Genomic DNA, 15,941 nt, shown 5'->3' with positions numbered 1-15,941 from the left:
GGCGCATATGAGAGGGCCGGCGCGCAGAATTATTTTGCATTTGTCACGGTTTGCATCCGGGAAAACATCAAAAACGCGATCCCCTACGTAGTACTAGGTATTCACATTCACATCTTGGTCATTAGGCTGACGCGCACTGAAAACGACTACGCCCGGCAATTGCCCGGGTTTTGAATATGTAGGGGAGGAACACTCATATGGATCGTCGTTCATTTCTAAAAACATCTGCTCTGGGCGGCTCGGCAGCTGCAGCCACCACGCTGGCGGCACCGGCATATGCGCAGGGTAAGCGCACGCTGACCATGGTAACCTCGTGGGGTCGCGGCCTGGCGGGTGTTTTCGACAGCGCACAGCGTTGCGCCGACAGCATCACTGCGATGTCGGACGGCAACCTGACCGTTGACATCAAGGCTGCCGGTGAACTGGTTGGCGCATTCGAAGTCTTTGACGCGGTATCGTCGGGTCAGGCCGACATGTATCACGCGGCGGACTACTACTTTGTTGGCCAGCACCCGGGCTATGCCTTCTTCACCGCTGTTCCGTTCGGCATGACCGCTCAGGAAATGGTGAACTGGTACTACCAGGACGGCGGCATGGAGCTGCATGACGAGCTGGGCCAGATCTTTGGACTGAAGTCGTTCCTGGCAGGTAACACCGGCGCGCAGGCGGGTGGCTGGTACTCGAAAGAGATCAACGGTCCAGAAGACTTCCAAGGTCTGAAATTCCGTATGCCCGGTCTGGGTGGCCAAGCTCTGGGTAAACTGGGCGCGTCCGTGCAGAACATTCCGGGTTCGGAAGTGTATCAGGCGCTGTCGTCCGGCGCGATCGACGGTACCGAGTGGATCGGTCCGTGGGCTGACGAAAAAGCCGGTTTCCAGGAAATCACCAAGGTTTACTACACCGCCGGTTTCCACGAGCCGAACGCAGGCCTGTCGCTGGCAACCAACCGCGACGTGTTCGACAGCCTGACACCCGCTCAGCAGAAGATCATCGAGATTGCCGCTGCCGAAGCACACCAGTGGAACCTGGCACAATTCCTGGCCAACAACGGTGCCGCTCTGCAGCGCCTGCAATCAGGTGGCGTCAAGGTCATGGAATTCCCGGACAGCGTTTGGGATGCGTTTGGTGCGGCCAGCCAGGAAGTGCTGGACGAAAACATGGGCGACGAGCTGTTCAAGAAGATCCACGACAGCGCCATGGCGTCGTCGGCATCGTCGGCTGGTTGGCTTGACCTGTCATCGGGCGTTTACACAACGCAGCGTAACCGCGTTCGCGGCTAAACGTTTTCCAAACGATCAATTGGTTTCCCCGCTTTCGCGGGGAAACCTTTCTCTGTTGCGTATGCGCGGACCCATCAAACCGCTATAATCAGCAGTGCAACTGATACGACCTGGGGACAACATGCAGGACGAAAACGGTATCTCGTTCTTCGGCGCCCTGTGGAACGGACTTGTGTGGTTCGTTCAAAACATTGCCGAAGCCTTCTATAATTTCGGATACGCCATCACGCATCCGCAACTCTGGCTGAACTGGTCGGACAAAGAAGCGATCATGCGCTTTGTCTATTACGGTGGATCAGTCGAGTTCTTCTTTGTGGTTTTCACACTCTTTCTGGTTCTGACAGCCATCGGGCTGTACTACCGGAATTTCATGTGGGGCATGGTGCGGGGCCTGGAAGGGTTCGCCAACACCACCGGGCGTTTCTTTGCCTGGGCCGGTCTGTTGATGGTCATTCAGCAGATCGTCATCGTGTTCATGCAGCGCGTGTTTACCCGCCCGGATATGTCGTTTGGACTGGGTATTCCGTTTCAGATGGATATCAGCTGGTTCGCGGAAGAGTTGAAACTCTATAACGCGATGGTCGTCTGCCTGTGCTGCACATACACATTCGTGCAAGGCGGTCACGTGCGAGTTGACCTTATCTATGCTGGTATCAGCCACCGCGCCAAACGCGTGGTCGACATGTTGGGTGCGGTTTTCTTCATGATGCCAATGGCGGTGCTGACCTGGATGTATGGCTGGTACTTCATGTGGCGGCACCTGATCGTGCCGAAACCGTCGGCCAGTGACACGCTGGATCGTTTGGTGATGAAATCCCGCGCGCTGCGCTGGAACATTGAAACCATCGGGTTCAGCCCAAATGGGTTCAACGGATACTTCCTGTTCAAGATACTGCTCGTGGCCTTTGCCGCGATGGTATTCCTGCACGCGATCGCATTCCTGTACCGCTCGTATCTGGAATACGTGGAAGGGCCGGACAGCGTTGGAAAATATCTCGACAAGGACAGCCTTGGCGAGGGTGAAGAAGCCTACGAAGGCGCACATTAGGGACGGAGACCCAGACTATGTTATTCGGACTTGATGGCGTCGAGATAGGCCTCATTATCGTATTCTTCTGCCTCTTTGGGGGCATCCTTTCCGGGTTCCCGGTGGCCTTTGCCATCGGTGGGGCCGGTATCATCTCATTCGGGATCATCGCCGCGCTGGACAGTGCCGGACTGCTGATCCATCAGGCCATCGACACTGGCTCAACAGCCTATCGTGATCTGGTGAATTCCGGGGTCAAACCGGATTCCGTATCCATATTCCGATACCCGGAATTACCAAGGGTAGGCGAGGCGGTCTTCCCCGCTGGTTGGGAAACCGCGCTGGATCGCAACGTGTCGTTCATCGTGAACCGCATGAACGAACGCGTTCTAGCGGGGCAGTCTATTGAGACCCTGCTGGCCGTTTTGATGTTCGTTCTGATGGGCATCACTCTGGAACGCTCGAAGATCGCGAACGATCTGCTGACAACAATGGCGCGTGTCTTTGGGCCGCTGCCGGGTGGTCTGGCCGTGTCGATCGTGGTCGTGGGTGCATTCCTGGCGGCCTCGACCGGTATTGTTGGTGCGACCGTGGTAACCATGGGCCTGCTGGCGCTGCCGACCATGTTGCGCAACAACTACTCGCCTGAACTGGCGACCGGTGTGATTGCGGCATCGGGCACGTTGGGGCAGATCATTCCGCCGTCCATCGTGATCGTTCTGTTGGGCACCTTGGCGGGTGATCTCTATTCGACCGCACAGGAAACCCGCGCTCAGGACGCAGGCTGTACCGATGCGCTGACCTATCTGGGGGAACCGGCTGTGGTTTCGGTCGGTACGCTGTTTCAGGCCGCTTTGTTACCTGGGATCATGCTGGCGTTGCTCTACGCGATTTATGCATTTTGCTATGCACTGCTGAACCCTGATAAGGCACCAGCGGTGCCGATGTCCGGTGGTAGTGGTGAGCCGATCACGCGCAGTGAAGGCCTGACTTGGTTGCTTGGCGCACCTGTTGCCCTGATCGTTGGCGCAGTCCTGCTGGGCAGCTCGGGGGTCATTGGTAGCCAGAATATCAACGTCTCGGCGTTCTCGGACATCGGTGCGGGCGCGTCGCTGCGCACCAATGTGTCCGAGCAGTGCAAGGTGTCGATGATCGAACTGCACGGACAATCCGCCTGGGATCAGGCGGTATCCGAGCAGGAAACGATTGACGCCGCAGGCGGTGTCGCCAATGCCGAACGACTGAGTGAAGAGGCGCTGGTCGAGGCGCGAGAGGCCAAGATCGCCGCTGCGGCGCCGATTGGTACTGGTGTTGCGGTGATTGTGGTTTTGCTGGGTCTGACACTGGTCATGGGCCGCGGCATTGCGCCATCCAAACTAAAGCAGCCGTTGATTTTGGGCGCTATCGGTTTGCTGTTGATGTTGCTGGTTGATGTTCTGTTGATTGCACCAACAACGTCTTCGGGATTGACCTTCGTCCTTCTGGCTTTGCCCTTTGCCTTGGCAATGTACGGCTGCAAGGAGGCGGCAGCCCGGTGTGCCACGAATGATCTGATCCGGGTGGTCTTCCCGCCATTGGTTCTGATTATCGCGGTGCTAGGATCAATTCTGGGCGGTGTGACCAACCCGACACCAGCGGCCGCGTTGGGAGCGGGCGGAGCGATCATGCTGGCAGCCTATCGCAAGCTGCAGGATCAGGAGCGTTCCGGCAAGGTGATCATCTGGGCCACTTTTGCCGTGATCATTGCGCTGCTGATGGGCGTGAACTTTGATCTACGCATCAATCAGAGCAATGTGAACTTTGAGACCTGGGTCGCCTTCATAATTGCTTACGGTGCTTATCTGTATGCCCTGTTCGGTCTGTTGTTTGGGTGCTGGGTTTTGTTCACCAGCGGTGTTCTGACGCCGGTGGTGCGCGAGACGGCCAAGGTGACCTCGATGGTGTTCACTATCCTGATCGGATCGCAACTGCTGAACCTGGTGGTGATCTCGTTCGGGGGTGAGCACTATATTCAGCAATTCCTGCGCAGCTTTGACAACGAGTTCACGGTCTTCCTGATCGTGATGCTGGTGCTGTTCATTCTGGGCTTCGTGCTGGACTTCCTCGAGATCATCTACATCGTGATCCCCATCGTGGGACCGGTGATTTATGGTGGCTCGTTCGATCCGAAATGGGTGACGATCATGGTGGCGGTGAACCTTCAGACGTCGTTCCTGACGCCGCCGTTTGGGTTTGCGCTGTTCTACCTCAGGGGGGTTGCGCCTAAAGAGGTCACAACAGGCCACATCTATCGTGGGATCATTCCGTTCGTGATCATTCAGGTGGTTGGGATTGCGATCCTGTGGTTCTTCCCGTCGATCGTGACCATTGTTCCGGATCTGATCCCGAATTGATCCGGCGTACTTAATCAAATTGAAAAGGGGGCCTTTGGGCCCCCTTTGTTTTAGTGCTTGGGGGAAGGGGCGCTGCCAAGCCGCCGATTGCACTTTTGTAGCGCACCACTTCGCACTTGCCAGCTTGGGCCAAATGCCTTGGCGCTCTCGCACGTAGCCGAGAGCTAAGGCAATAAACACGCTATCAAGCTAATGGTGTTCAGGATATTTGGACGGCGCGGACGGCTCTTTTACGCTCATTGGCTATTACCGCGGCGAAAGTCGGCCCAGAGCCCAAAGCAGACTCTCGCCTTGTGCGCCGCTTCTCAGGAATGCGGATTAATCTCTCAGCTTCTAGCGACGGCTTGTGCCGAGTTCGCCAGACAGATTAAGGAACACCAACACTGGCTCACCGGTTCTGGCATCCAAGCTGGTACCCGATATCGCAATGCGCTTTCAGCCGTTTGGTGTCAGTAGCATTCCAGTCCGCTGGTGCCGTGACCTCGACCCAGGGCGAGATGTAATCCTGCGCAAAATAGGCGTGGCCATGTCCTGGTGGCGTGCCAAAAGATAACGCCATGTCGAGGGCCAACTGAAACTGCGTGACTACCGGGATGAAGACGAGATGCTTTGAAACATCTTCAGCTGGAGGTTCGTTCATCCAGGGCGGTGCCCGCCAAAGCGAACTCGGATCGTAGAAGACGATCGGATCGCTGGAATACTGCAGGAATACGATCCGCATCTCCCCCCAGTCCGCGATGGTCTTGTCAGAAGAACTTTGCTTGAGGCGGGCAGGGGTGTTGCGTAGCTTTTGCACATGACCAATCCTACCTCTTTCAAGTATTTCAAAACCAGCCCTGAGATCATTCGCCTTGCAGTGATGCTGTACATCCGTTTCCCGCTCTCGCTTCGGAATGTCGAAGATCTGCTGCATGAGCGAGGCACGACGTGAGCCACGAAACTGTCCGATATTGGTGGAACAGGTTTGGCCCGATGTTTGCTGCTGAGATAAGGCGGAAGCGTGTTCAGCAGCTGCGCTCGTTCTCCAAATGGCAGTGGCACGTTGACGAGGTTTTCGTGAAGGTAAATGGTAAGCGGCACTATCTTTGGCGGGCTGTTGATCATGAAGGCGAGGTGCTGGAAGCCGTTGTCACCAAACGCCGAAACAAGGCTGCAGCACTGAAATTCCTCAGGAAATTGATGAGGCGGCACGGCAATGCAGAAACCGTCGTCACGGATCGCTTCGCCTCATACAGAGCCGCGCTCAGAGAGCTTGGCGCTACCGAAAAACAAAGGACGGGCAGGTGGCTCAACAACCGCGTCGAGAACTCGCACCTGCCGTTTCGACGAAGAGAACGGGCCATGCTGCGTTTCAGGCGTATGCGAAGTTTGCAGAAATTCGCCTCCGTCCATTCTTCCGTCTACAACCACTTCAACCAGGAACGATCGCTCACCAGCCGGGACACCTTCAAGCTGACCCGCACCGCCGCTCTTGCCGAGTGGCGTCAACTTTGTTCCGGATAGGTTCGCAGTTTCCGCGGCAAACTGAGACTGGTTCGAATTAGTCTGACAGCACCAGTTCAACCATCGGCTGGTAGGTCAACTCATCTATTCCAACACCTAGCTCCGGGTGCTTGAAACTATCGGCAAATCTCGAGCCCATTTCGCATAATCATCCGATGTCATTCCACCAAACGGAGCAGCAAATAGCTGGCTTGCGAGCGTCTCGTATTCTGAAGTTGCGTATAGCTGTTCGAAGTATCCAAAATCCTTGTTCGCGACGGATTTCCATGGTTCCTGTGTCAACAAGGTTTGATCGTCTTCTATTTGATGATTCATTTCGGAAAAAATTGCGTATGCTTAAGTGTAGAGCGGCTTTTCAACCCAAAGAGTGCCGTCAATGTCAAACACTGCGATGCGGTCTTCCGAAGGCACAAACTTATCGGACGTCTCATCCGATACAGTCGTAACGAAGTCGACGATCTCAGATCTAGTCGCACCGGCGTTCCAAGACGTCAGGGGGTCAGCGAAGGCTTGATTGCTGGCGATTACCAGACAAGCGGATCCAAAGGCTGCTTTGATCAACCAGTGCTTTGACATGTAGATCACCTTTCAGAATCACAAGTTAAGGGGATTGCGGGCGCTGAGCGAAAGTCCGTGGCATTCGCCAATAGCATCCCAAAAAACTAACTCCAGCCTAGAGAAAGTGTGAAGAAGCACTTACTCCGTTTACATTATTGATGTGTCGAGGCGCCGCATAACGACGCCCCGACCATTTGCGTCAGTTGCCGGTTGGCAGGCTCAAATTGAAGCCGTCCTTTTTCAACTGGTCACGCACCGTCGTGAAGCGGTGGTACTCGCTGAGCGTAATTGGGCCGGAGTAGGATTCGCTCTGCACCGGACGTGGGGGATAGTCGATGTAGGTTCTCACAACCCGCTCAACCTCGCCCATCAGTGTCGGCATCGTCCAAGTGTTCTCACGCCCGGTGGTCATGAAGATGTCGTAGCGCTCCATAGGGTCTTCCCAAAGGTTGAACACCTGCGGAACGGTAGCAACGTACATTTCGGCCCCACGCCATCCCAATTCGGCAGCAGGAGCTTCGGATCCGGCACGCGCACCGTTGTCGCCGCGCATGTTGAAGACGGCCTTCCATTCATTGACGCGCACCGCGCCTGGAGTGAGTTCATTCTCGGTAAAATACGCCCAGGTGTTGCGCTGTGGGTCGGCCTCTCCAAACAGGACCGGAGCCATATCAATGCTGTCAAAAATCGTCGGCTGCCCTTCCCGGTCTTCGGTCGGCAACGGAACGCCGGCGAGGTTGGCAAAGGTGGCCATCAGATCGGTGCCGCCGGTGATGTCGCTCGACTTCGTGTTCGGCTCGATCTTACCGGTCCACTTTGCGAAGAAAGGTACGCGGTATGCCCCTTCACGGTCAGTCCCTTTGGTGCCACGAAACGGTGTCATGCCGGCATCAGGATGCACATCCTGCCATGCGCCATTATCAACAGTGTAAATGATCAGGGTATTTTCCCCAATTCCGAGATCTTCCACCTTGTCGAGGATCTGACCAGTGTGGAAATCAAGCTCTACCACCTTGTCGCCATACTTGTTCTTTACCGCCGACTTGCCCACAAAATCAGGCGACGGCAGGTTAGGCTGGTGGTTCGCAGCCCAGTTGATAGACATGAAGAATGGCTGGTCCAGGCCAGCAAGACGCTCCAGTTCTGCCACCGCCTTTTCCGCACCAACCTTGTCCAGCGCGGCCAAATCAGCAGTCGTCATGTCTTCGATAGTCAGCACTTCCTTGGCAGGATCTCCGGCCACGCCTTCAAAAACGCCGGTGGTGTTCTCTTTGTAAAATGCTCTCTGATCATCGGACATCTGCACATTCCAGTCGTCCAGCGCATAGGTGTACGCATTCAGGTGATAGAGAAATGTGTTTTCCATCTTGTCGTAGCCATGGGCTGTCGGCATGGCATAATCTGCTTCCCCGAGGTGCCATTTGCCCATGAAGTAAGTGTTGTAATCAGCCTGCTTCAAAACAGACGCAATCGTCCATTCTGCCGCCGGTAGTCCACCACCCTGACCCTGAAAAGCAACCGTCGTCATGCCCGAGCGGTTCGGGAAACGCCCGGTCTGCATCGCGGCACGCCCCGGCGTGCAAGAGGATTGAGCGTAGAAATCTGTGAACATCATCCCTTGCTTGGCCATTTGATCAAGATTGGGCGTGTCCATGCCGCGCGCGGCTCCCCCATGATAGGCACCAAGGTCCCAATACCCAGTATCGTCAGAAACGATCATAATGATGTTGGGCTTGCTGCCATAGGTCGACAAAGACGTCGGATCGAAGTCCTGAGCCGTCGCGGAGATCGCGAAAGTACAAAAGAAAGCAGCCAATGGCATGACAACTTGGTGAGGTTTAATCATGTTTATCTCCTACTCCGGGTAAAAAGTATTAAAGTTTTGAAACTGCGCGTTTCTAAAGGTTTTGATACAGTGCAGAACTGAACACACTACGACCTATTCCGAATGGCCTCTTATACTTTTGGATACATCGGCCTCTCGGGGCGCCGTTTAATCACACCGAACAACTAGTCGATAGGACACTAAACTTTGGATGATCCTTGCGATCATCCTCGGTAATCTCTGTCGTCGTTTTTAAGTCTAAATCAACGTTTCACTTTTTTGAGTGATTTAACCCACGAATAGCGCTTGCTTTACCCGCATAAAAGTTTGACCGCCTCATGTTCAACGAAGGTTGTCAGTGGAAAACGGCAGAGAACCAACAACTCACATTACATTATTGCGATTCATCTATTTGTCAAAGCTTCGTCGTGTGCAAATCCGCCCCGGAAGTCTTCGTCCTGATAGATCAAAGGCCAATCATGCACTAACTTTCAATTTGGACCACTAAAATTGGGCGGCTCAGTTCGACCAACGCGCTAGAAGCGGCCGTAATCGCGAATTGGGTTGGGCGCACCCAGAGCAGGCCATCGCTTTACACCGTGGGCGACTTTGCGCAGCCAGGATTTTGGAACCTTCCTATCAATGTCCGGTTTGCGCTGTTTGCGGTCCTCCGGTGAAAGCGGGCCAATGGCGGCAAAGTCCGCGAAGCGGACGCTCGCGATAATTCTGCAAATGACCGAACCGAGCCCATGGCAGACATTGTTCAATGTGTTCGACTACCTCGCGTTTTACGAAAGTGACAAGTTGCCACGTTAATACTAAGTTGAGACATAAATATTCAAATATTTGACTGCCCAGTTTCTCAGCTTCATCCAGCGCGAGTCTCAAATGTCCAAGTTCAAATTTCCCACCGCCTTTACCATTCTGTTCATTCTGATTGCCGCCGTGGCTGCCCTTAGCTGGGTTATTCCGGCCGGCGAGTATGACCGTCAGATGAACGAAGCTCTGGGCAGCGAAGCGCCTGTTCCGGGCACCTACCACGAAGTCGAGCCGAACCCTCAGGGACTTACGGCAGTTATCCTTGCCCCGATTGCAGGCATGTACGATCCCGGTCTTCTGGGAAGTTCATCCAACGCCGCAATTGATGTCGCTTTGTTTGTTTTAGTCATTGGTGGCTTCCTGATGGTTGTCACCAAGACAGGAGCTATCGACGCTGGCATTGGTTGGTTGCTGCACAGGTTGGCCGGGCGGGAAATCCTGATGATTCCGATCCTGATGATCGCCTTTGCCTTCGGCGGGACAAGCTATGGTATGGCCGAAGAATCCCTCGCGTTCTACGCGCTGATTATTCCGGTCTTTATTCGGGCCGGGTACGACTCCTTGACCGGTGTCGCGGTGATCATGCTTGGCGCAGGCATAGGGACCTTGGGCTCAACCTTCAACGCATTTGCGACAGTTGTTGCTTCGCAAGGTGCGGGTATTCCGTTCACGAACGGGATCGTTCTGAGGTTTATTATCCTTATCCTTTGTCTTACTGCAGGCATCGCATTCGTCATGCGATACGCATCACGCGTGAAAGCCGACCCGTCATTGTCCGTTGTGGCTGATCAGGCCGAGGAAAACCGGGCGCATTTCCTAAAGGGTTCGGAAGGTGATGATACGTTCCCCGAGATGACCAAGACGCGTTCCATCATTCTGATTCTTTTCGGGATTACCTTCGCCATCATGATCTATGGTGTTGTCGCGCTGGGGTGGTGGATGGCCGAGATGTCTGGCCTGTTCCTTGTGATGTCCATCATCGTCTGGTGGGTCGGGAAAACAGATGAAGGGTCCAGAATGGACGAAGGGACCTTTGTGGAAAACTTCGTCGATGGTGCGCGCGATCTGCTGGGGGTTGCGCTGATCATCGGCGTCGCGCGCGGTGTTGTCGTCATTATGGACGCGGGCAAAATCACCGACACAATCCTCGCCGGAGCCGAGGGGTTTGTTTCGGGGCTGAGCGAGTTTGCTTTTATCAACGCGATGTTTGGCATTCAGATCTTGATGTCATTCCTGGTGCCGTCCTCGTCTGGGCTGGCCACGCTTTCGATGCCGATCATGGCGCCACTGGCAGACTTTGCGGGCGTCGGTCGTGACCTTGTGGTTACAGCGTACCAGTCGGCAAACGGATGGGTGAACCTGTTCAACCCGACATTTGCCGTCGTCATGGGTGGGCTGGCCATTGGCCGTGTCTCCTATGACCGGTGGCTACGCTTTGTTTTTCCGCTGCTTGTTATACTTGCCGTTATCATCTGCGCCGCGCTTACTGTTGGGGCCATCACTGATCCAGGGATAGACGGTCCCGTAACTGAGACTTCTGACACAACATCAAACTGAGCAGTCGCCATGACCGATCGCGCCGCTTCAGAGACAACTTCATCATCGGGAGCCCTAGGGCTAACGGCTTGCATCGCCCTTGTTGTTGGAAACATGGTCGGGTCCGGAGTATTTTTACTTCCGGCGTCACTCGCACCTCTTGGTCCGATTGCAATTGGTGGCTGGATCGTAACATCGGCCGGGGCGCTTGTATTAGCGATCATTTTTGGCCGGTTGTCTCGGGTGGTTTCCAAACCTGGCGGCCCTTATGCCTACTCGCAAGAGGCATTCGGAGACTTTGCCGGGTTTATCATAGCCTGGGGGTATTGGATCGCGCTTTGGACCGGAAACGCAGCCGTGGCTGTGGCCCTGGTGGGTTATCTGGGTTTCCTTTTCCCGATCATTATCGAAGTCCCCATGTACGGCCTGGCGACCGCTCTGGTTGCGATCTGGTCGCTGACTCTGATCAATATTCGCGGCGTAGAAGGGGCGGGCTTAGTTCAGGTCGTCACCACCGTTCTCAAACTCGCCCCACTGATCCTAATTGGAACATTGGGCATATTCTGGATCAACACGGAAAACTACATTCCAGTCAACCAAAGTGGCACCACGGCGTTTACGGCGATTTCAGCTGCGGCAGCCCTGACGCTTTGGGCCTACCTGGGCCTAGAGTCCGCAACGGTTCCTTCCGGCGACGTTATTGAGCCTGAAAAGACCATTCCACGTGCCACCGTGATCGGCGTGATTATTGCGGCAAGCGTCTATATCTCGGTGACTGCCGTATCGATGGGTGTCATTCCCGCCGAGCTTCTTGCTGTGTCCGCTGCGCCGCTTGCTGCCGTTGGCGACGTTATGTTTGGCCCAATTGGTGGTATCCTCGTGGCCATAGGCGCGGTGATATCAACGTTCGGTACTCTAAACGGGTTTACCCTTCTCAGCGGTCAGGTCCCTTACGGGGCGGCCTTGGATCGCGTGTTCCCGGAAGCCTTGGCGCGAAAATCTAAGTTTGGAACACCGGCAAATGCACTGATCTTGTCGAACGCGCTAGCCTCAGTGCTGATCATTATCAACTACGCCCAAGGATTGGTCGCTGCATTCAACTTCGTCATTCTGCTTGCCGTTGTCGCAAGCCTTTTGCCCTATGCCATCTGCTCGGTGGCCGAAATTATGATCCGGCTGAAAGGTGGGCAAGTCCTGCATGGTCCGGAACTGGCCAAGGTCGTGGTTCTGGGCGCGCTAGGGTTCATTTATTCCGTCTGGGCCTTCATCGGTTCAGGTGCTGAAACCGTTTTGGTTGGCTCTGTCTTGTTGCTTGCCGGCGTTCCAATCCATGTCTGGGTTCGCTGGAGCCAGGCCAATTACGTTGAAGACATTCATAAAACGGATAGTTCGAAAGGAGAGTTAAAATGAAGCTTGGCGTTCATTCCGAGATCGGAAAGCTCAACAAGGTGATAGTTTCGCGCCCGTCACTAGCGCATGACCGCCTGACACCGCGAAATTGCGAAGAGCTTCTGTTCGATGATGTAATCTGGGTTGAACAGGCCCGCAAGGACCATGCTGAGTTCTGCTCACTCATGCGCGAACGCGGGGTCGAGGTTTATGACATTCAGGATCTGCTGGCTGAAGCGATCCGATCAGATGCCGACGCCCGCGCGTTTCTACTGGATCGGCTTATCACGCCCAACATGGTCGGTCTGGGCTTTTCCTTGGAAATGCGCGCCTGGCTGGACGAAATGGACGCCAAGCCGCTTGCCCGACATATGCTCGGCGGCATAATCTTCGCAGATCTGCCCAAAGGTATGATTGATGAGCAGTTCGGCGATCTGGTTTCGCTTGGTGACTTCATCCTTCCGGCCATCCCGAATGCCCAGTTCCAGCGCGACCCGTCCTGTTGGGTCTTCAACGGTGTGACGACGAACCCGATGTTCTGGCCCGCTCGTAAGCCTGAAACCCTGATCATGCGAACGGTGTATCGGCACCACAAGATGTTTAAGGACGCGGATTTCGAGTTCTGGTGGGGCGACAGCGACGACGATTTTGGCCTCGCCTCGGTCGAGGGTGGCGACGTGCAGCCGGTGGGCAACGGAACAGTGTTTATCGGAATGGGCGAGCGCACCACCCGACAGGCTGTGGCACAGGTTTCAGAAGCTCTATTCCGCAAGGGCGGCGCAGAACGTGTTGTCGCCTGTGCCATGCCCAAAAGCCGCGCGGCCATGCATCTGGATACGGTCTTTACCTGCTTGGACCACGACAAGGTCACTGCATTCTCAGAAGTGGCAGACCAGATCACCTGTATCTCGATCCGCCCGGGCGACCGTGGGGATTTGGATATCCGTGTTGAAAAAGGTCACCTGTTTGACGTCTACAAGGAAGCCCTCGGGCTGAATTCACTCGAAGTGATCTCAACGGGTGGCAACGAATTTCAAGCCGAGCGGGAGCAATGGGATGACGGCAACAATGTCGTGGCCCTTTCGCCTGGTGTTGTCGTTGGCTATGCGCGCAACACTTTTACGAACGGTAAGATGCGCGCAGCCGGTGTCGAAGTGATCGAGATCTCAGGTCAGGAACTTGGTCGTGGCCGCGGTGGTGGCCATTGTATGACCTGCCCGATCGACCGCGACCCCGCCTATTGAATTTACTATGGGCGCAGCCCCCCCCTGCGCCCGAAGATTTTTTGCTAGGGAGAGACAAAATGGCATTCAACTTAAAAGGCCGTAGCTATCTGAAAATTGCCGATTTCAGCCAGCGTGAAATGCTGTATCTGCTGGATTTGGCTCGCGACCTGAAACGCGCGAAATACGCGCGCGCAGAACAGTCGTCGCTGACCGGCAAGAACATCTGCCTAATCTTCGAGAAAACTTCGACACGCACCCGTTGCGCCTTTGAAGTGGCGGCCTACGATCAAGGCGCGAATATTACCTATCTCGATCCATCGGGCTCGCAGATCGGCCACAAGGAATCCATGAAGGACACGGCCCGCGTTCTGGGCCGCATGTTCGACGGCATCGAATTTCGTGGTGCAGGTCAGGACATGGTGGAAACCCTGTCAGAATATGCCGGCGTCCCAGTTTACAATGGCCTGACCGACGATTGGCATCCGACCCAGATGCTCGCGGACATGCAGACCATGATCGAGCACGCCGACAAGCCGCGCAAGGACATCGTTTATGCGTACTCAGGCGATTGCCGGTCGAACATGGGTAACTCGCTGCTGATGCTGGGCGCAATCATGGGCTGCGACGTCCGGATGGTTTCGCCGAAAGAAACTCAGCCTCATGACGACGTTCGGGAGCTTGCGATGGAGCGTGCCGAAAAGTCCGGCGCACGAGTCACTATCACGGACGATATATCAGCTGTCGAAGGCGCGGATTTCATCCACACTGACGTCTGGGTGTCGATGGGTGAACCCAAAGAGGTCTGGGCGGAGCGCATCAAGCTGCTGAGCCCTTATCAGGTTAACATGGCACTGATGAAAAAAACCGGAAACCCCGGCGTAAAGTTCATGCATTGCTTGCCTGCCTTCCACAACCTAGACACTAAAGTCGGTCAGGACATTCACGATCAGTTCGGCATCACCGAAATGGAAGTCACTGACGAAGTGTTCGAAAGCGATATGAATATTGCCTTCGAGCAAGCCGAAAACCGGATGCACACCATCAAGGCGATCCTCGTCGCCACGTTGGGGGCCTGATCCATGGGTCGCGTTGTTGTAGCACTCGGCGGCAACGCGCTTCTAAAACGGGGTGAGTCAATGACGGCGGACAATCAGCGCAAGAATGCGAAGGTTGCCGCCAAAGCTCTCGCCCCGCTTTGCGAAGCGCATGAAACCGTCATCACTCATGGCAATGGTCCGCAGGTCGGGATGCTGGCCCTGCAAGAAATCATGTACACCGATGTCGAGGAATACCCGCTGGACGTCCTCGTAGGCGAGACGATGGGGATGATCGGCTACATGATCGAGCAGGAGCTTGGAAACATCCTGCCCTTCGAGCATCACATCGCCACCCTGTTGACCATGATCGAAGTAGACCCAAGCGACCCGGCCTTCGAAAACCCGACCAAATTCATCGGGCAGGTCTATTCAGAAGCGAACGCCAAGAAGGAGGCGGCTGACAAGGGCTGGACGGTGAAACCGGATGGCGAGTACTGGCGACGCGTGGTGCCCTCGCCGCGCCCGAAACGTATCTTTCAGGTCGAACCGATCCGTTGGGTTTTGGAAAAGGGTGCGACCGTGATCGCTGCCGGCGGAGGGGGCATCCCAACGATGTACGAGGCAGGTTCCGAGCGAAAACTGGTCGGTGTCGAGGCTGTTATCGACAAGGACTTTGCGTCCTGTCTGCTGGCTCAGAAACTGGGTGCAGATTTCTTTGTCATCGCCACGGATGCAGAGGCCGTGTTCCTGAATTGGGGAACGCCTGAACAAAAAGGTATTCGATCGATCACTCCGGATGCGTTGGATGAATATGATTTTCCTGCAGGATCAATGGGGCCAAAGGTACAAGCCGCGCAAGACTTTGCGCGATCATCGGGCGGTCGCGCGATCATTTGCGCCCTTGCTGATGTCCCCGCAGCAGTACGTGGCGAAAAAGGAACAACCGTCTCGGTGGAAGCGGGGCAAACACAGTTTCACTAGGCTCGAAAAATAGGCTTTGTTCATTGTAATGCCTTATGTGAGACGCCCCGGTGGGTAATGCACGCTGCGGGTCACGAGATCGCGGGTACGCGCTATCACGCCGCAAACTTCAACTGTCTCTCTGAAGTTTTTTGGGCGGAATGCTGGCCAGTCACGAAGCAGACACTCTGCCAAGATATCGTGGCGACTACAGCGCGGGGCTTGGCAAACTTTATGAAATTTAGTCATAAATTTTCTGACGCTTCGCTGGCGGTTAAGAACTTAGATGCTGAGGTCGCGAAACAAATAATAGGCGCTAAGCCTATTATCGAGCAAAAAAGGTTGAACTGTCGCGCAATCATGGTTCCGCCAATATTGAGCCCAAAGC

General features: G+C 55.1%; 11 protein-coding genes and 1 pseudogene. 9 read left to right on the top strand and 3 right to left on the bottom strand.

Features of this window, described 5'->3' with window-relative positions:
• Window positions 1–197: 197 nt before the first annotated feature.
• From QMP16_RS05030 to QMP16_RS05020, 3 genes are all read left to right on the top strand, one after another.
• On the top strand, window positions 198–1,280 hold the full coding sequence (locus tag QMP16_RS05030; RefSeq protein ID WP_109311369.1) for a TRAP transporter substrate-binding protein: 1,083 nt from the start codon (window positions 198–200) through the stop codon (window positions 1,278–1,280).
• A gap of 121 nt (window positions 1,281–1,401) precedes the next feature.
• On the top strand, window positions 1,402–2,328 hold the full coding sequence (locus tag QMP16_RS05025) for a TRAP transporter small permease subunit (protein WP_282151451.1): 927 nt from the start codon (window positions 1,402–1,404) through the stop codon (window positions 2,326–2,328).
• A 17-nt stretch (window positions 2,329–2,345) separates the two neighbouring features.
• Complete coding sequence (locus tag QMP16_RS05020; protein WP_282151450.1) at window positions 2,346–4,700, top strand: TRAP transporter large permease subunit; 2,355 nt, start codon at window positions 2,346–2,348, stop codon at window positions 4,698–4,700.
• Between the two features lie 388 nt (window positions 4,701–5,088).
• Here QMP16_RS05020 and QMP16_RS05015 read toward each other — a convergent pair whose 3' ends face one another.
• Window positions 5,089–5,613: an alpha/beta-hydrolase family protein gene (locus QMP16_RS05015; protein ID WP_282151449.1), complete on the bottom strand. Its 525-nt coding sequence runs from the start codon at window positions 5,611–5,613 to the stop codon at window positions 5,089–5,091.
• Here QMP16_RS05015 and QMP16_RS05010 point away from each other — a divergent pair.
• Window positions 5,497–6,203, top strand: a pseudogene (locus QMP16_RS05010) (IS6 family transposase). The gene QMP16_RS05015 and the pseudogene QMP16_RS05010 sit on opposite strands and share 117 nt — an antisense overlap.
• A gap of 336 nt (window positions 6,204–6,539) precedes the next feature.
• Here QMP16_RS05010 and QMP16_RS05005 read toward each other — a convergent pair.
• A complete protein-coding gene (locus QMP16_RS05005; RefSeq protein WP_282151448.1) occupies window positions 6,540–6,779 on the bottom strand; it encodes a hypothetical protein in 240 nt (79 codons plus the stop codon).
• 181 nt (window positions 6,780–6,960) lie between these two features.
• Window positions 6,961–8,583 carry an arylsulfatase gene (locus QMP16_RS05000; protein WP_282151447.1) on the bottom strand — a complete coding sequence of 541 codons (1,623 nt, stop codon included), beginning with the start codon at window positions 8,581–8,583 and terminating at the stop codon, window positions 6,961–6,963.
• An 891-nt stretch (window positions 8,584–9,474) separates the two neighbouring features.
• Here QMP16_RS05000 and QMP16_RS04995 point away from each other — a divergent pair.
• From QMP16_RS04995 to arcC, 5 genes are read left to right on the top strand one after another with little or no spacing between them, the layout of a single operon-like run.
• Window positions 9,475–10,962, top strand: coding sequence for a YfcC family protein (locus QMP16_RS04995; RefSeq protein WP_282151446.1), 1,488 nt, complete (start codon window positions 9,475–9,477; stop codon window positions 10,960–10,962).
• 9 nt (window positions 10,963–10,971) lie between these two features.
• The gene (locus tag QMP16_RS04990) at window positions 10,972–12,351 is read left to right on the top strand and encodes an amino acid permease (protein ID WP_282151445.1); all 1,380 of its coding nucleotides are present in this window, start codon (window positions 10,972–10,974) and stop codon (window positions 12,349–12,351) included.
• Window positions 12,348–13,574: an arginine deiminase gene (locus QMP16_RS04985; RefSeq protein WP_282151444.1), complete on the top strand. Its 1,227-nt coding sequence runs from the start codon at window positions 12,348–12,350 to the stop codon at window positions 13,572–13,574. Before QMP16_RS04990 ends, QMP16_RS04985 begins: the two co-directional genes overlap by 4 nt.
• A 59-nt stretch (window positions 13,575–13,633) precedes the next feature.
• The gene (gene argF / locus QMP16_RS04980) at window positions 13,634–14,632 is read left to right on the top strand and encodes an ornithine carbamoyltransferase (protein ID WP_282151443.1); all 999 of its coding nucleotides are present in this window, start codon (window positions 13,634–13,636) and stop codon (window positions 14,630–14,632) included.
• A gap of 3 nt (window positions 14,633–14,635) precedes the next feature.
• A complete protein-coding gene (gene arcC / locus QMP16_RS04975) occupies window positions 14,636–15,574 on the top strand; it encodes a carbamate kinase (RefSeq protein WP_282151442.1) in 939 nt (312 codons plus the stop codon).
• The last annotated feature ends 367 nt before the right edge of the window (window positions 15,575–15,941 follow it).

Origin of the sequence: Ruegeria atlantica (genome assembly GCF_947495585.1) — a bacterium.
GTDB lineage: Bacteria > Pseudomonadota > Alphaproteobacteria > Rhodobacterales > Rhodobacteraceae > Ruegeria > Ruegeria atlantica_G.
The sequence above is the reverse complement of the archived record's forward strand: the minus strand, read 5'-3'. Positions and strand labels throughout refer to the sequence as shown.

What these genes read in the sequence shown, in the direction of transcription:
- QMP16_RS05030 (WP_109311369.1), top strand. Translation starts at nt 198, where the DNA reads ATGGATCGTCGTTCATTTCTAAAAACATCTGCTCTGGGCGGCTCGGCA.
- QMP16_RS05025 (WP_282151451.1), top strand. Translation starts at nt 1,402, where the DNA reads ATGCAGGACGAAAACGGTATCTCGTTCTTCGGCGCCCTGTGGAACGGA.
- QMP16_RS05020 (WP_282151450.1), top strand. Translation starts at nt 2,346, where the DNA reads ATGTTATTCGGACTTGATGGCGTCGAGATAGGCCTCATTATCGTATTC.
- QMP16_RS05015 (WP_282151449.1), bottom strand. Translation starts at nt 5,613, where the DNA reads ATGCAGCAGATCTTCGACATTCCGAAGCGAGAGCGGGAAACGGATGTA.
- QMP16_RS05005 (WP_282151448.1), bottom strand. Translation starts at nt 6,779, where the DNA reads ATGTCAAAGCACTGGTTGATCAAAGCAGCCTTTGGATCCGCTTGTCTG.
- QMP16_RS05000 (WP_282151447.1), bottom strand. Translation starts at nt 8,583, where the DNA reads ATGCCATTGGCTGCTTTCTTTTGTACTTTCGCGATCTCCGCGACGGCT.
- QMP16_RS04995 (WP_282151446.1), top strand. Translation starts at nt 9,475, where the DNA reads ATGTCCAAGTTCAAATTTCCCACCGCCTTTACCATTCTGTTCATTCTG.
- QMP16_RS04990 (WP_282151445.1), top strand. Translation starts at nt 10,972, where the DNA reads ATGACCGATCGCGCCGCTTCAGAGACAACTTCATCATCGGGAGCCCTA.
- QMP16_RS04985 (WP_282151444.1), top strand. Translation starts at nt 12,348, where the DNA reads ATGAAGCTTGGCGTTCATTCCGAGATCGGAAAGCTCAACAAGGTGATA.
- argF (WP_282151443.1), top strand. Translation starts at nt 13,634, where the DNA reads ATGGCATTCAACTTAAAAGGCCGTAGCTATCTGAAAATTGCCGATTTC.
- arcC (WP_282151442.1), top strand. Translation starts at nt 14,636, where the DNA reads ATGGGTCGCGTTGTTGTAGCACTCGGCGGCAACGCGCTTCTAAAACGG.